Source organism: Chloroflexota bacterium, assembly GCA_020850535.1.
Classification (GTDB): Bacteria; Chloroflexota; UBA6077; order UBA6077; family JACCZL01; genus JADZEM01.
Genome location: JADZEM010000116.1, coordinates 49,076 through 70,327 on the forward strand (window position 1 = coordinate 49,076; position 21,252 = coordinate 70,327).

Annotated in this window: 16 protein-coding genes and 2 tRNA genes; 6 read left to right on the top strand and 12 right to left on the bottom strand. The window is 70.3% G+C overall.

Going from position 1 to position 21,252, the window contains the following annotated elements; all coding sequences use genetic code 11:
• Window positions 1-98: 98 nt before the first annotated feature.
• Window positions 99-2,441 carry a PAS domain S-box protein gene (locus IT306_15970; protein MCC7369925.1) on the bottom strand — a complete coding sequence of 781 codons (2,343 nt, stop codon included), beginning with the start codon at window positions 2,439-2,441 and terminating at the stop codon, window positions 99-101.
• Window positions 2,442-2,748: 307 nt separating this feature from the next.
• On the opposite strand from IT306_15970, the gene IT306_15975 reads away from it, so the two are divergent.
• Window positions 2,749-3,438 (top strand): protein-L-isoaspartate(D-aspartate) O-methyltransferase, encoded by a 690-nt coding sequence (locus tag IT306_15975; protein ID MCC7369926.1) that lies wholly within the window; start codon window positions 2,749-2,751, stop codon window positions 3,436-3,438.
• Window positions 3,439-3,453: 15 nt separating this feature from the next.
• On the opposite strand, the gene IT306_15980 is transcribed toward IT306_15975, so the two are convergent.
• From IT306_15980 to IT306_15990, 3 genes are all read right to left on the bottom strand, one after another.
• Window positions 3,454-5,040, bottom strand: a complete 1,587-nt coding sequence (locus IT306_15980) for a glycosyltransferase family 39 protein (GenBank protein MCC7369927.1) — start codon at window positions 5,038-5,040, stop codon at window positions 3,454-3,456.
• On the bottom strand, window positions 5,018-5,851 hold the full coding sequence (locus IT306_15985; GenBank protein ID MCC7369928.1) for a 2-phosphosulfolactate phosphatase: 834 nt from the start codon (window positions 5,849-5,851) through the stop codon (window positions 5,018-5,020). The genes IT306_15980 and IT306_15985 overlap by 23 nt, the downstream gene beginning before the upstream one ends.
• A gap of 141 nt (window positions 5,852-5,992) precedes the next feature.
• Entirely contained in the window at window positions 5,993-7,225 is a 1,233-nt protein-coding gene (locus IT306_15990) for a threonine synthase (protein MCC7369929.1), read from the bottom strand.
• A 182-nt stretch (window positions 7,226-7,407) separates the two neighbouring features.
• Here IT306_15990 and IT306_15995 point away from each other — a divergent pair, with 182 nt between their 5' ends.
• The gene (locus IT306_15995) at window positions 7,408-7,860 is read left to right on the top strand and encodes a VOC family protein (GenBank protein MCC7369930.1); all 453 of its coding nucleotides are present in this window, start codon (window positions 7,408-7,410) and stop codon (window positions 7,858-7,860) included.
• Between the two features lie 6 nt (window positions 7,861-7,866).
• Window positions 7,867-10,215 (top strand): glycosyltransferase family 39 protein, encoded by a 2,349-nt coding sequence (locus IT306_16000; protein MCC7369931.1) that lies wholly within the window; start codon window positions 7,867-7,869, stop codon window positions 10,213-10,215.
• A 53-nt stretch (window positions 10,216-10,268) separates the two neighbouring features.
• Here IT306_16000 and IT306_16005 read toward each other — a convergent pair whose 3' ends face one another.
• Window positions 10,269-10,778, bottom strand: coding sequence for a DUF3090 family protein (locus IT306_16005; protein ID MCC7369932.1), 510 nt, complete (start codon window positions 10,776-10,778; stop codon window positions 10,269-10,271).
• A 355-nt stretch (window positions 10,779-11,133) separates the two neighbouring features.
• On the opposite strand from IT306_16005, the gene IT306_16010 reads away from it, so the two are divergent.
• A complete protein-coding gene (locus IT306_16010) occupies window positions 11,134-12,012 on the top strand; it encodes a CAP domain-containing protein (protein MCC7369933.1) in 879 nt (292 codons plus the stop codon).
• Window positions 12,013-12,738: 726 nt separating this feature from the next.
• On the opposite strand, the gene IT306_16015 is transcribed toward IT306_16010, so the two are convergent.
• Window positions 12,739-12,821 (bottom strand) — tRNA-Leu (locus IT306_16015).
• Between the two features lie 60 nt (window positions 12,822-12,881).
• Window positions 12,882-12,971, bottom strand: a tRNA-Ser gene (locus IT306_16020).
• Window positions 12,972-13,113: 142 nt separating this feature from the next.
• Between IT306_16020 and ggt the strand changes: the two genes are divergently transcribed.
• Window positions 13,114-14,721 carry a gamma-glutamyltransferase gene (gene ggt / locus IT306_16025; protein ID MCC7369934.1) on the top strand — a complete coding sequence of 536 codons (1,608 nt, stop codon included), beginning with the start codon at window positions 13,114-13,116 and terminating at the stop codon, window positions 14,719-14,721.
• 91 nt (window positions 14,722-14,812) lie between these two features.
• On the opposite strand, the gene IT306_16030 is transcribed toward ggt, so the two are convergent.
• Window positions 14,813-15,136 carry a winged helix-turn-helix transcriptional regulator gene (locus IT306_16030; GenBank protein ID MCC7369935.1) on the bottom strand — a complete coding sequence of 108 codons (324 nt, stop codon included), beginning with the start codon at window positions 15,134-15,136 and terminating at the stop codon, window positions 14,813-14,815.
• 288 nt (window positions 15,137-15,424) lie between these two features.
• Here IT306_16030 and folP point away from each other — a divergent pair, with 288 nt between their 5' ends.
• Window positions 15,425-16,762, top strand: coding sequence for a dihydropteroate synthase (gene folP, locus IT306_16035; GenBank protein MCC7369936.1), 1,338 nt, complete (start codon window positions 15,425-15,427; stop codon window positions 16,760-16,762).
• A gap of 8 nt (window positions 16,763-16,770) precedes the next feature.
• Here the strand turns inward: folP and IT306_16040 are convergent, their stop codons facing one another.
• The 4 genes from IT306_16040 to IT306_16055 all read right to left on the bottom strand — a co-directional run bounded on the left by IT306_16040 (window position 16,771) and on the right by IT306_16055 (window position 21,199).
• Window positions 16,771-17,622: a hypothetical protein gene (locus tag IT306_16040; GenBank protein ID MCC7369937.1), complete on the bottom strand. Its 852-nt coding sequence runs from the start codon at window positions 17,620-17,622 to the stop codon at window positions 16,771-16,773.
• A gap of 8 nt (window positions 17,623-17,630) precedes the next feature.
• Window positions 17,631-19,583: a M1 family metallopeptidase gene (locus tag IT306_16045; protein ID MCC7369938.1), complete on the bottom strand. Its 1,953-nt coding sequence runs from the start codon at window positions 19,581-19,583 to the stop codon at window positions 17,631-17,633.
• 91 nt (window positions 19,584-19,674) lie between these two features.
• Entirely contained in the window at window positions 19,675-19,947 is a 273-nt protein-coding gene (locus IT306_16050) for a hypothetical protein (protein MCC7369939.1), read from the bottom strand.
• A gap of 40 nt (window positions 19,948-19,987) precedes the next feature.
• Window positions 19,988-21,199 carry a DUF711 family protein gene (locus IT306_16055; protein ID MCC7369940.1) on the bottom strand — a complete coding sequence of 404 codons (1,212 nt, stop codon included), beginning with the start codon at window positions 21,197-21,199 and terminating at the stop codon, window positions 19,988-19,990.
• Between the last annotated feature and the right edge of the window lie 53 nt (window positions 21,200-21,252).

The window sequence follows — 21,252 nt, forward strand, 5'->3', positions numbered from 1 at the left end:
CGCAGACGGTGGCCTCGTCGCGGAACGGATGCTACACAGGCCGCGAACGCGCCGACAAGGCAGCCGTCGTTCGCCCGAGAAGCCCCAGCCGCACCCGCTTACAGCTCCTGCAGCACCTTGCGGAGGTCTGGGAGGCGGTACGGCTTCGCGATGACCGCACGCACGCCCCGTTCCAGTGCCTCGTCGGGATCGATCTCTGCGCCCCAGCCGGTGGTCAGGATGAACTGAGGCGGGTGGGGCTGCTGCTGCACCGCCGCGGCCAGGTCCCAGCCGTTCATTCCCGACCCCATACCCAGGTCGGAGATCACCACGTCGACGGAGGAGGTCGCCAGCAGCGACAGCGCCTCCTCACCGGACATCGCCACGAGGACCGTGTGGCCGTCAGACTCCAGGATCCGCGAGAGCATCGTGACCAGGGCCGGCTCATCATCCACCACCAGGATGGTTTGCGGGCGCACCGCGTCCGGACGCTCGTCAGGCGGCCTCGCCGGCTCCCCCTGCGCTGCGATCGGGAAGACCAGCTCGAAGGTCGTTCCCTCGCCCAGCTCGCTGCGGACCGCGATCGAGCCGTCGTGGCGCTCCACGATCCCGAACACGATGGCGAGGCCCAGCCCGGAGCCGCCCTCACCCTTCGTGCTGAAGAACGGCTCGAACAGCTTCTCTCGGGTTTCCGGCGTCATGCCAACCCCGGAGTCGATTACCTGAACGACCACGTGCGAGGCCAGCGTGACCGCCCGCAGCCGAATCAATCCACCATCGGGCAGCGCGTCCACCGCGTTGAGCAGGAGGTTCGTGAAGGCCTCGCGCAGGTCGCTGGGCCAGCCATCGATGGCAACATCGCCTTCGACCTCCAGGCTCACCTGAATCGTGCGGCCCTCCTGCTGGGCCGCGTCTCGCCAGCGGGGAGCCGTGAGCTTGGCAACCTGGCGCAGCACGTCGTCCAGATCCACGCGACTCTTGGTGCCCTCAGCGTCCGGGCGAGCGAACAGCAGCAGGCGCCGCACGGCCTCGGCCCCGTCGACGGCCGCGCGAATCATGGTGTGCACCGAATCCTGCACGCTGTCCAGGTCGAGCGCCGGCCGTTCAAGCTCCTGGAGCGCCAGGTCGCCGTACCCGACGACCAGTCCGAGGTACTGGTTCAGGTCGTGCGCAACGCCGCCCGCCAGTTGGCCGAGCGCGCGCAGCTTCGCGCCCTGGGCAACCTGCCGCTCGCGCGCGACCTCGTCCGTGATGTCGTGGACGACGTGCACCGCGCCGGCGATCTGCCCGGTCTCGTCCCGCACGGGCGCGCTCGCCGCCCGTACCACGAGATCGCGGGCATCTGCCGTCTTCATCCGGTAGACGGCGCTGAACTGCTCTCCGCGCAATGCGCGAATGATCGGGCGGTCCTCAAGCGCGACCGGCAGGCCCTGCTCGTCCAGGGTCTGCCACGACTGACGGTGGATCGGCAGGCCGACAAGCTGCTCGGAATCCACGCCCAGCACCTGCCCGGCCGCGGCATTGACGAGGACGATTCGCCCGTCTCGGTCGGTGACAATCACCGCGTCGAGCATCTGCTGCAAGATCAGCGACTTTTCCGTCGCCTCACGGCGGGTCTCGGCAATCGCCTGCCGCTCCCGTTCGAGCAGCAGCAGGCGCTCCTCCTCCGCCCGCAGCCGCTCGCCGATGTCGCGCATCATGCCCGTGAACAGGCGGCGGCCACCCAGTCGGATCTCGCTGACGGCAAGATCGATCTTGACGGCGGCGCCGTCCTTGCGCCGCCCCTCGACGATCCGCCCGATGCCGATGATGTGCGGCTCGTCGGTCTCGAGATAACGGGCCAGGTAGCCGTCATGCTCGACGGCGATGGCTGACGGCATCAGCATCGAGACGTTCTTTCCGATCAGCTCACGCGGCTCGTACCCGAAGACGGCCATCACCGCCGGATTGACCGATTCCATGATGCCGTGCACGTCTATCGTGACGATGACGTCCGACGCACCCTCGACAATCACCCGGTGACGCGCCTCGTTCTCGAAAAGCGCCTGTTCCGCGCGTCGGCGGGCAGCCCGCTCGTCCGCCGTCTTGAGCGCGGCGCTGACCGCCGCAGCCAGCCGCCCGCTTTGGTCAGGCCCTTTCCGCAGGTAGGCGTCAAAGCCGGCCTGCAGCGCCGAGACGGCCAGATCCTCGTCGCCGTACTCGGTCAGCATCAGGACCGGATGCTCTGGTCGCGCGTTGCGGACGGCGTCGAGCACGCCCAGTCCGTCCGTCCAGGACAGGCGCGACTCGGTAATGACCACGTCGAACTGGCAATGGGCCAGTGCCTCGCAGAGCGCAGCCTCGCCGGGCGCCTGGTGCACTTCGGCGAGCGGGAGATCCCCACAGATCCAGTCCGAAACGCGGGCTTCGGCTCCTGGCGACTCGTCGACGAGCAGGATCCGCAGCGGCGAGCCCTTGCTCACAGCGACACGTCCCCCGTCAATCTCTCTGCTGAAGCGTCGGTACGTTCCTTGTACCACAAGCAAAAGGGGATTTTAGGGCGTCGGCCAGGGGCTCTCAGGCAGTTTCTGGTGTGAATCCGGTCAAAGAACGTCCGGAAGAAGCCGTCAGCAGGTCGCATTCGACGCTTCCTTGCATCTGATCGAAGCGCACATGCATGTTGCACGGATGTCGCTCGCCCGCGCATGCTCCGAGCGTATCGGTCGGGCCTTCGCGGTACCATGCCTGCGTGATCCGGGACGCGGCAGCCATGCGCGGAGGACGGCGAGTATGACCTACGCCGAGCAGCGACAGCGCCTTCTTGAGGAGCTGCGGGATCAGGGCGTGCGCGACGAGCGGATACTCCTGGCCATCGGTCGGGCGCCCCGCGAGCGCTTTCTGCCGCCCGAGCTGGCCGCGCGCGCCTACGAGAACACCTCCCTGCCGATTGGCCTGGATCAGACGATCTCTCAGCCCATCGTGGTGGCCAACATGACCGAAGCGTTGGCGCTGACCGGCGGCGAGCGCGTCCTGGAAATCGGCACCGGGTCGGGCTACCAGGCGGCAGTGCTCGCGGAGATGGGCGTGTCGGTGACCAGTGTCGAGCGCGTGCCAGCCCTCCGTGAGCGCGCCGCCGCCCTGTTGGCCGAGCTGGGCTACGCGCACGTCGCCGTCCACCAGGCTGAAGAGCAGATCGGGTGGGCGGCCGGCGCTCCGTACGACCGCATCATCGTGACGGCGGCCGGGCCGTCCGTGCCGATGTCGCTGCTCGACCAGCTTGCCGTTGGCGGGCGGCTGGTGATGCCCGTCGGGTCGCTGCGGCAGCAGCGGCTGGTGGTGATCGAGCGCACGGCCGGCGGCGTCGACGTCTCGGACCTGGGCCGGGTGCGCTTCGTGCCGCTGATCGGCAGCGAGGCCTGGACCGAGCAGCAGGTCAGCGCGGACCGCGCAAGCGATCCTGAGGAGGCCGACAGCGCGTAGACGTCTTGCGAGCGTCTACGGTTTGCGGAGCGGTTCGAGCGGCTCGACGTGTGTGTAGACGTGGTACACAGCGATGGTCTCACGGTCGGCGCGCCCGCCCACGCCTGCGAGCCGCGCCTGAAACTCGGCGTCGCCGGGCGTGCCCTGCGCGAAGACGAAGGCCGGCCGCTCGGCCACCGAGACCAGATGCGAGTAGACGGCCCGCCGCCCGAACCCGCTCGACCAGACGGACGGCACGATGCGCTCGCGGCTCTCGAAGGCCAGCGGATACGCCAGCCAGTAGTCGGTATAGATCCGGTCGATGTCCCGCGCCTGGAGCGCCGCGATCAACTCGGCGCGGTTCGCCGCCGTTGACGCACCGGCGCTCGTCGGCAGCGACAGCCGGTAGTCGCTCGCCAGCAGGCTACAGACATTCAACCCGAGCAGCAGCGCCATCAACAGACCGCCGAGGACGCGCCGCCGCCGCCATACCTCCCAGATGATGGCGGTCACCAACGGAGCTGCCGCGTAGACGGGCAGCGCGTAGCGCGGCTCGGCCCAGAGGTTCGCGAATCGGCTGACGGCGACGAACGGCGGCACCAGCAGGAGTACCAACACGAAGATGGCCGCTCGGCGGCGCTCGTCCTCGCCACCGGCGACCAGCGCCACCAGCGACCGCCGGTGCCACCAGACGACGCCGAGCGCGAACAACGGGAGCGCCACCGTCACCAGCCAGCTGCTGCCCGGCCGAGTCGGCCAGTCCAGGGCCAGCAGCTCCCGGGACGGCGTGCCCTCGGCCAGCCCGACCAGCACCGGCAGGCCGTAGCGGACCAGCCCCCAGAGGTTGACCAGGGCGGCGCGCGGCTCGGTACCGCCCTCGGCGGCGAAGCGGAGGCTCGGGAAACCACCGGCCAGGTTGTGGGCTATGGCCGGGCCGAGGCCGATCAGGAAACCGGCCGCCGCCACGCCAAGCGGGAGCGCCAGCCCGACCAGGGCCGTGCGGCTGGCGGCCCACGGTCTGAGCGCGCCCAGCAGGTAGAGTCCGGCTGCTGCCACCAGCACCGCCGCCATCGGATGGGTCCAGAGCGCCAGCCCGGCCGCCAGCCCGAGCAGTCCCCACCAGCCGAGGGCGCGCTGGCGCGTGTCCGCTGGCCGGTCAGCCAGCCGCTGGGCGGCCAGCAGACACAGTGTGCCGAGCGCCAGCGCCTCGGGATAGCCGCCTCGGGCCTTGACGCTCCAGGCCGCGAAGAACGACGGCGGCAGCGCGAGGTACGCAGCACCCAGCAGGGCTGGCCCCGCGCCGAACGCCCCCCGCGCGACGGCGAAGACGAGGCCGACGAACGCCACGGAGCAGAGGGCCGGCACGAGCTTGAGCGCCCAGGCCGACGGCCCGACGACGGCAAACAGCAGCGCGGCAGTGACCGGCTCCAGCGTGCCGAGGTAGTGCTGCTCCCAGTAGAACGCCGGCAGCTCCCCGGGCATCTGAAGCGCCATCAATCCGACGACGGCCTCGTCGGCGTCGATCTCCCCGAACGGGCCTGTAAGCAGCCAGACGCGGAGCCCAAGCCCCGCCAGCAGGATCAGGGCAAGCGCGAGCCGCTCAGTCAGCGTCGCGCGCGTCACCTGAACCCTGCGCCACCACGACCAGCCGCCCGTCGCGCAGCTCCAGGTGCGGCACCACGGTGGTGACGTCGATCTCCGAGCAGTAGAGCAGGTCGGCCCCGTACCCCTTGCTGGGAAGATCGCGTCCGCTTCGCGACTCGGCAAACATGGCGCGGATCGTCTCCGACGAGGCGTGCTTCTCGTGGGGGGCAAGGTACGAGCGGAACAGCCGGTGGGCCACAATCGCCGAGTCCGACAACCCGAGCGCCATCGGGTCGGTCGCGGCCTCCTCCGGCGGCAGACGGCGCGGGCTGAGCTTCACCAGTCGCTCGACCAGCATGCCAGCCACAAACGTATCTTCGAGGCTCAGACTGAACGCCCGGTTGTCGCCGGCGCAGAGGATCAGGATGTCCCAGTTGTTCGCCGTGGCCTCGCGGAGCGCGTGGCGGACCACGGCGACCTCGTTGCGGGGGCTGCCGACCAGCACCAGCGGGGCTTCGGCCACGGCCCGCAGCGCGCCGGTCCCGTTCGAGGTGACGTAGACGACCTCGCGGCCGGCCAGGTTCGCATCGTCAACCTCGACCGGCGAGTTTCCGAAGTCGAACCCCGGCACCTTCAGCCCGTCGCGCTCGCCGCAGACCCAGAACTCGTCGCGGCGTCCCTCGGCGATCTCCAGCGCATCCTCCGGCGTCTCCGCCAGCCGCAGCTCGCGTGCGCCCGCCTCGAACATCGCCAGCATGGTGCTGGACGCCCGCAGCACGTCCAGCATGATGCAGACGCGCCCTTCAACTGACCGAACGCCACGCGCGTTCATCGCCACCGAGACGATCACCAGACTTGCCCCTTCCTCAGCACGGCTGAGGATACCGGAAACGAGGCGGCCCCCCGGCCGATGACACCGGCCCTCTCGTGGACGCCGCCAGGACGCGCGCCAGGCCAGCCCGGGTGTGAGCGGACCTGGCGCAGGCCGCGCCTACGAGATCGGCGGGTCGTACTTGAGGCCCATGCCGGTCTGGAACAGCACGACCAGCTCGTCGGGCTTGACGAAGCCCGAGGCGACCAGCTTTCTGAGCGCGGCGTAGGTCGCCCCGCCTTCCGGCGCAGCGTAGATGCCGCCGAGCCGGCCGAGGTCGAGCTGCGCCTCCAGGATCTCGCCCTCGCTGACCGTGAGCGCCGTTCCACCGCTCTCGCGCACAGCGTCCAGGATCAGGTAGTCGCCGATGGCGACCGGAACGCGCATGCCCGCCGCCGCCGTGTGCGCGTTCTGCCAGAGCTCGGCGTGACGCTCGCCACGGTCGAAGGCCCGCACGATGGGCGCGCAGCCCTCGGCCTGCACGACGATCATCTTCGGGCGCTTCGGGCCGATCAGGCCCAGCTCCTCCATCTCGGCGAACGCCTTCCACATGCCGACGATGCCGGTGCCGCCGCCGGTCGGGTAGACGATCGCGTCCGGCAGGGTCCAGCCCAACTGCTCGGCCAGCTCGTACCCCATCGTCTTCTTGCCCTCCTGACGATAGGGCTCCTTGAGCGTTGACACGTCGAACCAGCCGCGCCGCGGGGCCAGCTCGCGGACCTTCGCGCCGGCGTCGTTGATCAGGCCGTCCACCAGTGTGACGTTCGCGCCGTACACCAGGCACTCGATGCGGTTGGCGTCTGGCACATCGCGCGGCATGAAGACGTTGACCTCAAGCCCGGCAGCCGCGCCGTACGCCGTGGCTGCCGAGGCCGCGTTGCCCGCCGACGGCAGCGCGATGGCCTTGACGCCCAGCTCCTTCGCCCGCGAGACCGCACAGCCAAGCCCGCGCGCCTTGAAGGAGCCGGTCGGGTTCTTCCCCTCGTCCTTGAGCAGCAGCCCGGCCAACCCGAGCGCATCGCCCGCCCGGCGCGCCGGGACCAGCGGCGTCATGCCCTCGCCCAGCGAGACCATGTTGGCAGGGTCGCGGACGGGCAGCACTTCCTGGTACCGCCACATGTCCCAGCGCCGCCGCCCCAACGACTCGCGCGTCAACGTGTGCCGGGCACGGGCCAGATCGTAGCGAGCGTACAGCACCTTGCCGCACGACGCGCAGACCGTTTGCAGGCGATCGGCGTCGTAGCGCTGGTCACAGTACGTGCAGTCCAGGTGCGTCAGCGTGCTCGGGCCGGCGGGCGTCGGGGAGCCGGCCTGCCCGGAGACGGCGGCAAGGGCATCGCGGAGCGTCGTCATCGAAAAGCTCCAGGGCGGGGAGAGTGTGACGAATGATACGCGCCACACCCAGCACGCCTGCCGTGGGAAGGTGGTGGCGCGGTAGAATGCGAGCCGCTGACACGCAAGGGTCGCGAGCAACAGGCGCACGTGGGGCGGGATCGCCCCGCCGCACGCTCTCACCGAGGAAGGGACGGCGCACCATGCTTCTCGGTCTGCACCACGCTGGCATCACCGTCTCGGACCTTGACCGAGCCATCGGGTTTTATCGTGACGTGCTCGGCCTGGAGCTGTTCGTCGTCGCCGACCGCGCGGACGAGACTATCGGGCAGATCGTCGGCTACCGGGGCGCCAGGATCAGGCTGGCGTTCTGTGGCATCCCCGGCGACACTGCCCGCGTCGAGCTGCTCCAGTACCTGCAGCCAACCGGCGCGTCCAACGACGGCGAGACGTACCGACCGGCCAGCGGACACGTCTGTTTTCGGGTGGCCGACATCGAGCAGCACTATGCGCGGCTGGTGACCGCCGGGTATGCGCCCCGCTCCACCGGGCCGGTGACCATCCTCGAAGGGCCGAACACGGGCGCACGTGCCTTCTATGTGCGCGATCCTGACGGCAACACCGTCGAGTTCTTCCAGCCGCCGCCCGGACGCTGACCGCCGGTGATGGACGCGCAGGACGACAGCCCGACCCACCCGCCAGCCACCTCGGCCGAGACGCCAGCCACGCCGGTGGCAGGCGCGCCAGCGACGGCGAGCGCGCCAGCGTCGAACGCCGGATCCGCCACCGACTCACCAGCGGGGTCGGCCGGGCCTGACGCCGCTGCGCCCGGGCCGATCGCGCCCGGGCCGATCGCGCCCGGGCCGATCGCGCCCGGGCCGATCGCGCCCGAGCGCGTCCTGCTGGCGTTGCTGCTGGTCGCGGCTGCGCTCGTGCGCCTCGCCAGCCCCGGCATCTTTGAGCCGAACGTCTCCACGGCTGAGACCGTCCAGCTCGCGGCCGTCGAGGCCATCGCGGCGGATCGCGGGTTCAGCCTGTTCGGGCAGATGGGGCTGGGCGCATCGGGGCTCGCGCTGCTGCCCGTGACCGTGCTGCGCCTGCTGCGCCCCGAGCCAGAGCTTGCGTTGCGCCTCTACGCCGCCATCGGCAGCGTGGCGTTCGCCGGACTGTTCTACGCACTCTGCCGGACGCGCTTTGGCGCGGTGGTCAGCCTGACGGCGACGGCGCTGCTGGCGTTCAGCCCGTGGTCGATCTTCTTCGGACGGAACGGCGAGCTGCAGGCGTTCGCTGGCTGCTGGGCGACCGCCGCGATGCTCCTGCTGCACACCGCGATGCGGCGCGGCGGCCTGGGGCCGTGGCTCGCCGCCGGCGCGGCCAGCACAGCCGGTCTCTACTGGCATCCCTCGGCGATCTGGACCCTGCCGGTGCTGTGCGTGCCGGTCGTCTGGATGGCGGCTGTCAACCGCCGCTACCGGTCGCGCCTCTCGGTGGCGCTGTGCTTGCTGCTGGCCGGCGGCCTGCTGGTGGCCGCGCCCCGGGTTTCGGCGCTGATCTCGGCGCCGCTCTCAACACCCGCCATGCTCGTGGCAGCCGGCGCGCCACTTGACCCGCCCAACACCGTGCGGGCGCGTGCCCAGCACCTGATCCGCGCCTTCATCTTCCTGGACCCGAGCGTCCCCGCCGATCAGCGCTACCAGCCGCCAGCTACCGCGCCGCTCGACAGCCTGACCGGCGTGCTGCTGCTGGCTGGCCTGGGGCTGGCCGCCTGGAAGATGCCATCGCGGGCGCTCCCGCTGGCCGCCCTGCTGATACCGCTGGTCGGCAGTCAGCTGGTCAGCCCCCGCGTCCCGACGCTTGGGGATGCGCTGGTAGCCCTGCCCGGCCTCTACCTGCTGGTGGCCGAGGCGCTCGAGCGGTTAGTGCTGGTGCTGCCGTTCCCATCGATCACCCGGGCCATCCTCCTGGCGGCGATCCCAGCCTACGCCGTGTTCGGCTGGCAGGGGTACGGCGGCTGGATCGGGACGCCGGCCAGCGCACAGGCCCGCCAGCCCGCCATCGACTATGACGAGATCGACGCCTGGATCGGCGAACTGCAAGCCGGACAGCCAGCGCTGACGGCCAGAGTCTGGCGGGACGAGCATCCGCGCCTCTCGACAGGCTCGCGCGTGATCCGCCGGCCGCGTGAGACGGCTGGATCTGCGACGAACACGACGGCGCTGGCGCGACTGGGCCTGCAGCCGGCCGGGGACGCGCAGGGGGAAGGCGGCGCTCGTGCCGCGCGCACGCTGGCCGCCTCACGGAACGGCGCGGTCTACGCGTCTGACATGACGGGGCACGTGGCGCGCCTCGACGAGGAACGGCAGCGGCTCACGGCCCTGCAGCAGCGCGCTCCGGCCCTGGAGCAGGTCTCGGACATCGCGGCCGACGCCGACGGGTTCGTGTACCTCGCCGACTCCGAGCGCTCGCTGATCGTCAAGCTGGCGCCGACCGGCGAGGTCGTGGCGACGCTCGGCGGCGAGTGGGGCATGTACCGCCCTCGTGGTCTCGCCATCGGGCCAGATGGACGCATCTACGTGGCCGACACCGGCCGCAACCGGCTGGTGATCGGCGAGACCGGCGGCCGGCTCGTCAAGGCCGTCACGCCGACGTCGTCGTTCGGGCCGTTCGAGCAGCCGACCGAGGTGGCGGTGGACGCCTCCGGGCGCATCTACGTCGGGCTGCCGGAGATCGGCCGGCTCGCGATCCTGGACGAGAGCGGCCAGGTGCTGGGCGGCTGGTCGATGGCGAAGGGCAACACCATCGACTCGGCCCGCCTCGCCGTCGTGGCGGACGGCGCGATCGCCGTCACCGACCCGCAGGAGTCGAAAGTTCGGCTGCTGGACGCTGACGGTCGCGAGCTGGCGGTGGCCGACGTGCCCGGCAAGCCGTACGGCGTGGCGTCGGTGGCGGGGCGGCTGTTCGTGGCCGACGCCGCCAGCGGACGGCTGTTCATCTTCGCGCTGGGCCAGTAGGGCCGAGCGTCAGCTTTCGGCGGGCCGAGCGTCAGCTTTCGGCGGGCCGAGCGTCAGTCCTCGGCGGCGCGGGCGGCGTGCCCGTTCGAGCGCGGACAGACGTGCTTTCCGGACCCGAGCGGCGCTTCGCAGGCCGGGCAGCGCGGCCGGCCGGCGGCCAGCAGCGGGACAATCGTCTCGGCCAGCGCCCGCAGCTGCGGACGGGTCGCCTGGCAGCTGAAGCGAGCCGGACCATCGCCATCGGACTCGACGTCGTGCGCGAGTATCAGGTAGAGCCGCTCGGCCTCGTCGTAGCCGAGCGCAAGCTGCCCGACCTTGAACTCGACGTCTGGCGAGGCTGCCGCCGCGCCCTCCTGCTGCGGGTTCGACGCCTGACCGCGCGGTGCGGAGGCGCGCAAGTCGAGGGCCGGCAGCCCGGTCAACAGTTGCTCGATCAGCATCGCGAGGGCCTGTAACTGCTCGCGCTCGACCCACAGCCAGGCCGTCGCGTCGTCACGAATCGCGAGCAGCCGGAACGCGCGCCGCCCCGGAGGGCCGACCGCGTCTGCCTCAATGCGCACCACGGGACCGAACTCTGTCTGTCCTGACGCCACCTGTTGTCGTGCCTCCTGGTATCGAGCGCGGAAGATCAGGATAGCACGCTGCCCGAGGCCAGAGCAGCAACGGCGGGGCGGCAAACGTCCACCTTTGGCCGGCAACGGCCGTTGTCACGGATGAAGCGGCGTCGGATCTTGCCTCTCGCGTGCGCGCTTCGCACGGCGACGGGAAACCGAGACGCTCGCATTTGCTACAACAGGGAGCGACTTGTCGCGGCGCAGGGTTGGACAACCGCTGGCTGGTGTGGTAACGTAGCCAGCGGCTCGCCTTCCGACTCCCGTGCTGCCCAATTCGAGCCGAAGGAGCGGACCAATAGCACGCTTGACGTTTCTGTGGATGGCCGCCGTCGTCGCACTGGTCGGCATCCCTCTCACAGCAGTCGCCCAGCAGCTGACTCCACCGGAGCAGCGCATCGTCCAGTTGATCAACCAGGCGCGTGTGGCGCAGGGCCTCGGCCCGTTGGCGTTGACGCCCGAGTTGAACGCCGCTGCCAAGGGGCACGCACAGGACATGGCGGCGAAGAGCTACATGGAGCACGAGGGTCTGGACGGCTCGACGCCGCAGTCTCGGGCGCTCAAGGCGGGCTACGGCGCACCGGCCGGCACGGCGTGGCTGGTGCTGGAAGTGATCTCGGCCCGCCAGACCGCCGAAGCTGCCGCCAACTGGCTCCTCTCTGACCGGCTGCATCGCGGCGTGCTGCTGCGTGGCTACTGGCGCGAGATGGGCGCGGCCTATGTCGAGGGTGGCCCGTACGGTCAGTTCTGGGTCGTTGAGTTCGGATGCAGGCCGAACGTCCTCCCGATCATCTCCGAGCCGAACACGAGCGGTGGCGTGACGGTGCGGCTCTCGAATGAAGAGTGCACGCCGGCTGGCTCGACCGAGGCCATCGGCAAGGCGACCGAGGTCATGGTGTCGAACAAGCCGGACTTCGCTGGCGCGACCTGGGAGCCGTTCGCGACCTCCAAGACGGTGGCCTCCGGCGGCAACGTGTTCGTGCGATACCGCGATGCGAAGGGCCGCGAGACGACAGCCTCCTCGGGCGGTCAGGGCGGAAGCGCGGTCACCGTGACGGCCGCCTCGGCAGCGACGTCGACGCTCAACCAGGCAGCACCGCCAGCCGGTGGATCAAACGAGGCAGAGGACCCGGGCCTGTTCGCCCCGAAGCCGACGTTCGTGTTCCAGCCTGCCACCAGGCCGTAGGCGGGCGGGCGCTCGGCCCGCGGGCACACGGTCGGGCCGACCAGGCAGCCGGCGCCAGGACAGACAAGAGGGCCGCTCCAGTGTTGGAGCGGCCCTCTACGCGTTCTCAGGCGCTACGTGGTCGAGGTGACCTTCCGCCCCGCACAGATCGCTGCACGAGGCTTACGTGTCCACCTGCCACCTGCAATGAAGCACAATCGGCTTGATGAGTCGCATACGCTCCTCCTTCATTCCGTGTGTTTCGGGGTGGAGGTGCATCCCTGCTGAGAAGCACGCTCCGTCTTTTCACTATACGCATCGACCGGTGGGCCGTCAAGCTATTCTCGTGAGGAATCGAGTGGCTGTGACATGACCGCAAGGAAGAACGCCGTCAGGCTACCCACGCACCCGTCCTTGCAGATGCGCAATGGAGGCCGTCACCCCGGGCATCATTGCGACGTTATACAGGACGAAGCGATGGGATTCCGTGAGGCCTAGGCAACCGCGCGGTATACTTACGTTTACTGGATCGGGAGCGGACTTCCTGTCTGCCGTACGGCAGGGGCGAAACTGCTGGCAGACACCTGTTCCTGACCCAGACTCCTCAGACCCACGGGCGTTCGAGCAGATGGCTTGAGCGCCTGTGGTCGCTTCTGGTGCGGCGCGCCTTCGACACGTCGCCCATCCGGGTGACGCCCCGCCTGCAACAGAGAAGCCGCCTCAAGGCTGAGACGGCTTCGGAGTCGGTGGGGAAGAGGGGACTTGAACCCCTACGCCTTGCGGGCACATGATCCTAAGTCATGCTCGTCTGCCAATTCCGACACTTCCCCAGAGGCGCCCGTCACCGACAGCTTCGGCCTGGGGCCGGCTCGCCGTCGTGCAGGGGCGGCTGGCGGAGAGGGAGGGATTCGAACCCTCGACTCCCGGAGGAGTACGCGATTTCCAGTCGCGCGCACTAGGCCAGGCTATGCGACCTCTCCAGGGCGCACCGGACAGCAGCCCGGGGCCGAGCGTCAGTATAGCATGTCCGGATATCCCTCCTGACGAGCGGCGTCCGCTCACCCGCGCACGCCCTGACCCTTCGCTACAATCGGCGCGGTACTCTTCGGAGGGGCGCACACGATGTCACTTCCTCGGACCGGCCGGCAGCCGGTTCTCGCCACCCAGGGGGCCGTCGCCGCGCCCCACCACAACGCCTCCCAGGCCGGCCTCGCCATGCTGCAGCGCGGTGGCTCGGCAGCCGACGCTATCATCGCCGCCAACCTCGTGCTGGCCGTGGTCTACCCACACATGGCAGGCGTCGGCGGCGACCTCTTCGCACTGGTCTGGGACGGAAAGACGCGCACCGTCGAAGGGCTGAACGCCAGCGGGCGCTCGGGCGCGGCAGCCAGCATCGACTGGTACCGCGAGCGCGGCCACTCATCGATCCCGATGCGCGGCCCGCTGGCCTGCGTCACCGTGCCCGGGGCCGTCGGCGGCTGGTGGGCGCTTCACCAGCGGCTCGGCAAGCTGCCCTGGGCCGACCTGTTCGGGCCGGCGATCCGGCTGGCGCGGGACGGCTTCGGCGTCCCTGAGAGCCTCGCCGCCTGGTCGATCCCCGACGCCGAGGTGCTCGACGCCGATCCGACCACCCGCGCGACATTCCGGCCGGACGGCCAGCCGCTCAGGATGGGCCAGAAGCTGGCGATGCCAGCCCTCGCACGCACCCTCACGGCCATCGCCGCGGGCGGCCCCAACGCCTTCTACCGGGGCGAGCTGGCCGAGCGCATCGCGGGCTACGTCAGCCCTCTTGGCAGCCTGCTAACCGCCGACGACTTCGCGGCCAACCAGGCAAACTGGGTGCAGCCGATCCAATCCACCTATCGCGGCCACGCCGCCTACCAGATGCCGCCGAACACCCAGGGCTTCGCAGCGCTGGAGATCCTCGGCATCCTCGACCGCATCGACGTGGCCGCCCTTGGCGACAGCTCGGCCGCCTACGTCCACACGCTCGCCGAAGCCGCGCGCATCGCCTTCGTGGACCGTGACCGCTACCTGACCGATCCCGACTTCAACGCGATCCCGCTCGACCGGCTGCTGTCGAAGGAGCACGCGGCATCGCTGCGAGCCCAGCTCGATCCGAACCGCAAGGGCAGCAGTCAGACCGCCCCAACTGGCGGCGATACCTGCTACCTCTGCGCCGTGGACGCCGACGGCAACGCCGTCTCGCTGATCCAGAGCGTCTTCTTCGACTTCGGATCGGGCGTCGTGGCGGGCGACACCGGCGTGCTGCTCCAGAATCGCGGTGCGTTCTTCTCGCTGGACCCGTCCCACCCGAACCGTCTGGAGCCGGGCAAGCGCACCTTCCACACACTCATCCCGGCCATGCTGGTCAAGGACGACGCCCTCTCGCTGGTCTACGGCACGATGGGCGGCGAGGGCCAGCCGCAGACCCAGGCGGCCATGGTCACCCGCATCCTCGACTTTGGGTACGACGTGCAGCGGGCCATCGAGGCGCCGCGCTGGCTGTACGGACGGACCTGGGGCAACGCCTCGCTGGCGCTGAGCCTGGAGGCCCCGCTTGCCGAGACGGCCGGCCAGCAGCTTGCCGCCATGGGCCACGAGGTCCGCGCCACTCCAGCCTGGAGCGACACCATGGGCCACGCCCAGGCGATCCAGATCGACCGCGCGCAGGGCGTGCTCTGGGCCGCCGCCGATCCGCGCAGCGACGGAGCCGCCGCCGGCTGGTAAGACTCGCCCCACGCGAAGCGCCCCGCCTCAGCGACCGGTTCGCTGAGGCGGGGCGCTCGTCGTCTGTTCGATGTCCGGCGGCGCCCGCGGATCAGGCCAGGGCGACGAGCGTCCCCTCGGCCCGGCGCACGCCGTTCAGCGTGCCGCGCCCCATGACCGGAGCCAGCAGCTCGCCCAGCGTCAGGGTCGGGAAGGCCGGGTGCCCGACAGACATCTCAGGATGGACGGTGTACTGGTTGCGATACCCGCGCTTGCCGATGGTGATGTATCCGCTCTCGGCAAGGTCACGCAGAATGCGGTGGACCGCCCGTTCGGTGATGCCGAGCGAGAGCGCAAGCTCCCGAGTGGTAACCTCACTGTGGACCGCGAGGAGCATCAGCAGCGACAACTGGTTGGAAAGACACGTGGTGGTCATGTCCCCTCCGTCAGACGAGGTGGTACGACTCGCCTCGGGTGCGCCCGTACACCCCACATGACAGGCACATCATGGCTGCAGATACCGTACCGTTCTGTCCTGAGTTGTCGGTGAATGCCATCTGAACCGTAGTTGAAAGTCTCATGAAAATCGTGACCGGACACCAGTAGCTCTCGGTCGCTGCTACGACCCTGGTCAGCCGCCCTGCCTGGCCACCGGCACGGCGCGTCACCCCTTTGCAGCCACCTCTCACCCTGAGCAGCCACCTCTCGCCCTGAATGGAGCGGCATGCCATTTCCAGGCGCACTCGACCCCCACACACCCGACCTGCGGGCCGGCACGCGCACCCTCGTCATGGGCATTCTGAACATCACGCCGGATTCGTTCTCGGGGGACGGGCTGGCCGGCGGCCTGGACGCGGCCATCCAGCGGGCGCACCGGCTGGCGGAGGCAGGTGCGGACGTACTGGACCTGGGAGGCGAGAGCACCCGCCCGGGCCACACCACGATCTCGGCTGACGAGGAGCTTCGGCGGGTGTTGCCCGTCGTCGCGCGGCTGCGCGGCCAGCTTCCGATTCCGATCTCGATCGACACCCGCAAGGCAGAGGTCGCGGCGGCGGCGCTCGAGGCCGGCGCATCCATCGTCAACGATGTCAGCGGGCTGACCTTCGACCCACGGCTGGCCGAGGTCGCGGCCCAGGCCGGCGCAACGTTGATCGTCGGGCACTGGCGCCGCCGCCAACCCGACGATCCAGATGACGTGGTCGCCTGGCTGACCGCTGGCCTCGCGGAGAGCGTTCGAGTCGCGGCAGCAGCCGGGATGCCCCGCAGTCGGCTGCTGGTCGATCCAGGCCTGGGGTTCGCCAAGCTGCCGCCGGTCAGCATCGCCATCATGCGCCGCCTGCGCGAGGTGCGGGCGGCGCTCGGGCTGCCGCTGCTGGTGGGCGCGTCCCGCAAAGGCTTTGTCGGGGCTGTCCTCGGGCGGCCGGTCGAGGAGCGGCTGGCCGGGTCGCTGGCGACCGTGTCGATCTCGGTGGCCGCCGGCGCGGACATGGTCCGGGTCCACGACGTCGAGCCGGCCGTGCAGGTCGCCAGGATGTCCGATGCGCTGGTCTACGGCTGGGACGGGTCACCGCCGACCTGGACGCCAGTCTACCTGGGCCTGGGCGCAAACCTGGGCGACCGCGCAGCCATCCTCGCGCGGGCGATCCAAGAGCTCGACGCCGAGCAGGAGATCCGCGTTCTGCGACGGGCGACCCTCTACGAGACGGCCCCGGTCGGGGTGCTCGATCAGCCGCCGTTTCTGAACACCGTCGTCGAGGCGCTGACCACCCTGTCCGGTCGAACGCTGCTCGACACCCTCAAGCGGCTGGAACGCTCGCTTGGGCGTCAGGCCCGCGAGCGCTGGGGCCCGCGCGAGATCGACATCGACGTGCTGCTGCACGGGGCGTCGCACATCAGCGAGCCGGGCCTTGAGGTGCCCCACCGCCACATGTGGGACCGGCTGTTCGTGCTTGCGCCGCTCGCCGAGCTGCGTCCCGATCTTCTCGGGCCAGGCGGGCAACCGATTGGGGCGCATCTGCACCGACTCCGCGCACAGCAGGAGGGACGCTCGCTCGGCTGGTGAGCGGCCGCCTACACCGTGCGCAGCGGCTCGCCGAACGGCGGTGCGAGCGCCGCCAGCCGCACCGCCACCAGCAGTCGCACCACCTTCGCCCAGGCCAGCAGCAGCGCCACCCCCTGACCGTAGGCCAGCGCCGCCAGCAGATCGGTTGCTGACCCGTCGGCGGAGAGCGCCGGCGGGTTGATGGCCGCGAAACCGAGGCCCAACGTCGGGAGCGGCAGCGCGAGCCACAGGAGCAGCACCAGCGGGCGGCGGACGACCGCGAGCGCCCGGCTGACCGCCCGGAAGACACTCCTTGTCTCATCTCTCACTGCGAGAGCGCGGGCCAGCTCCACCCAGCCAGCGATGAGCCCCTGCACCGCCACCACCAGCGCGATCCCCAGGTCAGACGGCAGCCAGTCGCCCACCAGCGCGAAGGCCACCTGAATCGTGAAGCTCGTGCCCGTCCCGAGCACCCAGCCGAACAGCGACAGGCGGAGCATCGGCCAGAACCAGCGGCGGCACGCGCTCCTGAAGGTCGCCATGTCGGCGTGGCCCTGCCAGAGGCAGGCCAGCACACCGCCGGCGAGGTACCCATACACCAGGACGTGGGCCACGGCCACCAGCGGCAACAGCACCACGCCCGCGAGCGCCATCAGCGCCAGCACGCGCGACCCGCCGGCCTGGATCGCCTCCGAGCCAAGCTCGGCGAGCAGGTTGAGCCAGTTCGGCCCGAGCAACTCGGACCGCCACGGTCGCGCGTCGGCCAGGGAGCTGAACCCGATCAGTACCACCAGCCCTGGCAGCAACGCCAGCACCAGCGACGCCCCGTAGAGCGGCAGCGCCAGACGGACTGTCCGGACCAGGAGGACGCCAGTGCTCACGCGGGCGATCACCCGGGCATCCCCACAAGCAGCGCCGCCTGAACCACTCCGAGCACGCGCGCCAGCAGCGTCGCCAGTGGCAGCGGGCTGGGCGACACGTCCTGACCGTTGTCGAGGCGGTTCAGCTCCAGGCGAATCTTCCAGGACGGGTCGATCTGGACCCGCGCAAGCTGGCCGGATACCCCGGCGATCCGCAGGCGGCCGGAGACACCGTCCCACGGCACGAGGTCGGTGCGGCCATCGGCGTAGGTCAGCGCGATCTCGACCGGGAAGGGGACGTCTCCCTGCCGGAGAACAGTCGCCCCTGAGGCTGACACGTCTTCGAGGCCGTACTCGACGACGCCTGCCCCGAAGACCAGCGGCCCGAAGAACCAGTCCAGCGGCTCGCCAAGGCTCGCTTCGAGTGACTGCTGGAGATCGGTCGTCGTCGGGTGACGCCAGCGCCAGCGGTCGGCGTGGTCGTGCATGGCCCGCAGGAACCGCTCCTCGCCGTACTGCTTTTCGAGGGTCAGCAGCACCAGCGCCCCCTTGGAGTAGACGGTCACGCCGTAGGCCAGAAAGTCGGAATACTCCCAGGACGGCTGGGCCAACCGCTCGCGCGCGCCCGCGATCAAGAACTGGGTGCGGTGCGACTCCTCGTATCCGAAGTGGACCGGTCCGAGGTCGAGCATGGTGCGGTCGGCCGGGAACATCTCGGCCAGCACGCGGATCGTGGCGTAGTCGGCAAAGCCCTCGTCGAGCCACGCCTCGCGGCCCTCGTTGGACGCCAGTTGCAGCGGCGACCACTGGTGTGCGATCTCGTGCGCCGTCACGATCTCGACGATCCGCACACCCTGCTCGATACCGAGCGGCCCATGCACCGGCAGCTCGAGCGTCACCAGCGATGGGTACTCCATCCCGCCCGCCCCTTCGGCATCGTCCGGCGGCACCACCAGCGTCAGCTTGGGCCAAGGATACGGCCCGAACCACCGTCCGAAGGCGTCGAGGGAGACCTGAGCGGCGGTGAAGTACCGACGCTCGGTGCTGGCCGGCAACGAACGCGGCGTCAGCAACTCCAGCTCGATGGGCCGCCCGGCCACCTCTACGACCGTCCCCGACAGACGGTACTCGGGCCACGCCGTCCAGGCGATGTCGCTGACCGACTCGGCAAGGTAGCGCGTCGTGGTGGTGCCGTCCGGGTTCGTCATCGACCCGACGCGCGTCCCCGAGGCCCCGGTCAGGTAGCTCGACGGGACCGTGAGCGCCAGGCTGTAGCTGCCGAAATCGGCGAAGAACTCGGCGTTGGCGTGCCACGGCTCAGTGTCCCAGGCACCCCGGTCGTAGACGGCCAGCTTCGGATACCACTGGCCGGCCATGACGAAGTCGCCGGCCACGCCGGTCCGGGCGAAGACGCGCGGCAGCTGGCTCGTCCAGGCGATCTCGATCTGGACCGTCTCGCCCGGCTGGATCGCGCGGGCAGCCGGCAGCCGGGCCTCCACGGTCGTCGCCAGCGGATCGACCGTCGCCGGCAGCAGGCTCTCGCCGGTCTGGGCCAGCGTCAGCCGTTCCAGGTCGATCCAGCCGGGCTGGGCGGGATCGTAGTCGCTGCCACGGTGCTGCCCGGACGACTCGCGCATCCAGGTGGTCTGCTCGCCGCGGAAGGCGTTCAGATAGAGCTTGATCCAGATGCTGCTCAGCACGTCCGGCGAGTCGTTGCGGTAGGTGATCACCCCGGCACCACGGATCTGGCGGTGAGCCGTGTCCCAGGTCGCTCGCAGATCGTAGGAAGCCCGATCCTGTGAGGCCGGCAAGGCCGGCCCCGTCGGCGCACCGGCCGGCGCGCGGGGCGTCGGGCTGGCGATGGGCGGGGCAGTCTGGGCCAGCACCGGGACGGGCGACGGTCCGACCGCGACCACCATGACCAGCATCAGCAGCACGGCGAGCGCGTGCAGGGCCGGCAGACATCGTCGTACTCGCGTCATGTGGTGCGAGTGTACCGTCTGCGAGGTCGGACATTCGGCCATTTCGTGCGATGACGCGCCACGGATCGAGCGAAGGCGGCCGAACGGTCGCTCAGCGGCGTGGGCCGCCCGACCGCGCCCGGTACTCCAGCACGGCCCGCGTGGCGGCCCAGCCGATCAGCCAGATGACCAGGAAGATGGCGGCGACGGCCAGCATGTCGAGGATGTTGTCCGAATCCTGGAAGCCGAACAGAACCAGGCGCACCACCAGGACAATCGCATAGAGGACCGCGCCGATCTGACAGGCGCGCTTGACGCGGTCTCTGGCGAAGAAGATGCCCAGCGCCAGCAGGACGAACGCCCCGAGGAACAGCAGGTTTCTCATACGGCGCCCCCAGGCCGACCGGTATCCCGCCGCCTGGCGTTCACGGGCCGTACCGCTCGAAGAGGCGGCGGCCGGGGTGCGCCTTGAGCGGCAGGACGCGGCCGTTGACCAGATACGGCGAATCGTACTCGGTGAGGTCGCCGGCGGACTTGCCGGGCACGGGAAACAGCCGGCAGCTCAGCGGCTTCTTCAGGGCGCAAGCCAGCGCCGTCACGTCCAGCACAATTGCCGCGAGGTCCTCCGCTGTCGCGTCGCCGGGCAGCGGCACAGTATCGAGGCCGGTGCCGCAGACCGCCGAGTAGAGCAGCAGCTCGGACACGCTGACCATCCCCGCCGACGCCCGCGCTGCCAGCAGGGTGTCCTCCAGGACCGGCAGCATCAGGCCGGAGTAGCCGACGTGGGCCAGCGGCAGCCGCTTGACCATCCCCGTGAGCGCCGCCGACGCCGCCAGCGTGCCGGCCGCTCCGAACGTCTCGACGCCGAGGTCTTCGAGCATCCCGACCGCGCTGTCGGCGTCGTCCACGAATGGCGCCGGCGTCAGGTCAACCCCGCCGTACAGGACGCCGGTCTCGTCCGCGAGCCGCCGGGACACAGCCTCGACGTGCTGGACCGCCGCCCCCAGCGTCTCACCGAGCCGCCGCTCCAGCTCGTCCAGGCCGCCGTCCTGGCTGAACGCTCGCCGGACCTCGTCGGCGGCCTGCAGCCCGATGCTGAAGCGCGGCGGCCCGCAGCTGTGGTAGGCGGCCGGGAAGAAGGGAATGGTCGGCCCGCACTGGGCGATGGCGCAGAAGCGGAAGTTGCCGAAGCCGCGATCCGTGCCGCGCGCCAGCCGGGCCATGATCCGGCCGGCTGCCAGCGCTGCGCCCCCCGAGGGCCGGCCGTCGACGACGGTGTCGATGGCGCCGTTCACGGCCTCAGTGGACACCAGCGCATCGGCCAGGGCGTTCGCGTAGCGCTGTCCGGCCTCGGGTCCGACCACGCCCCAGCGGATCGGCCCCATCGAGATGAAGCCGATGCTCTCAGCCTTGCAGGCAGCCTCAAGCTCGCGGGCGAACGGTCCGACCCAGGAAGCATCGCCGGCGGGGCCGCCCTCGGCGAACGGCGTCAGGGCCAGGCGGGTGGTCTGCACGTCGTAGCCGGCCGCGGAGAAGCGCTCAGCCGCTTGCGCCAGGAAGCGCCCGGCCTGCTTGATGGCCGCCACGTCGACCTGCGGCCCCGACTCGATTCCCAGGCAGACCGATCGGATCTTCATGCCATCCTCCGTCCTGACAGCGTGAAAGGGTAGCAGGATGCTGCGGATCGGGC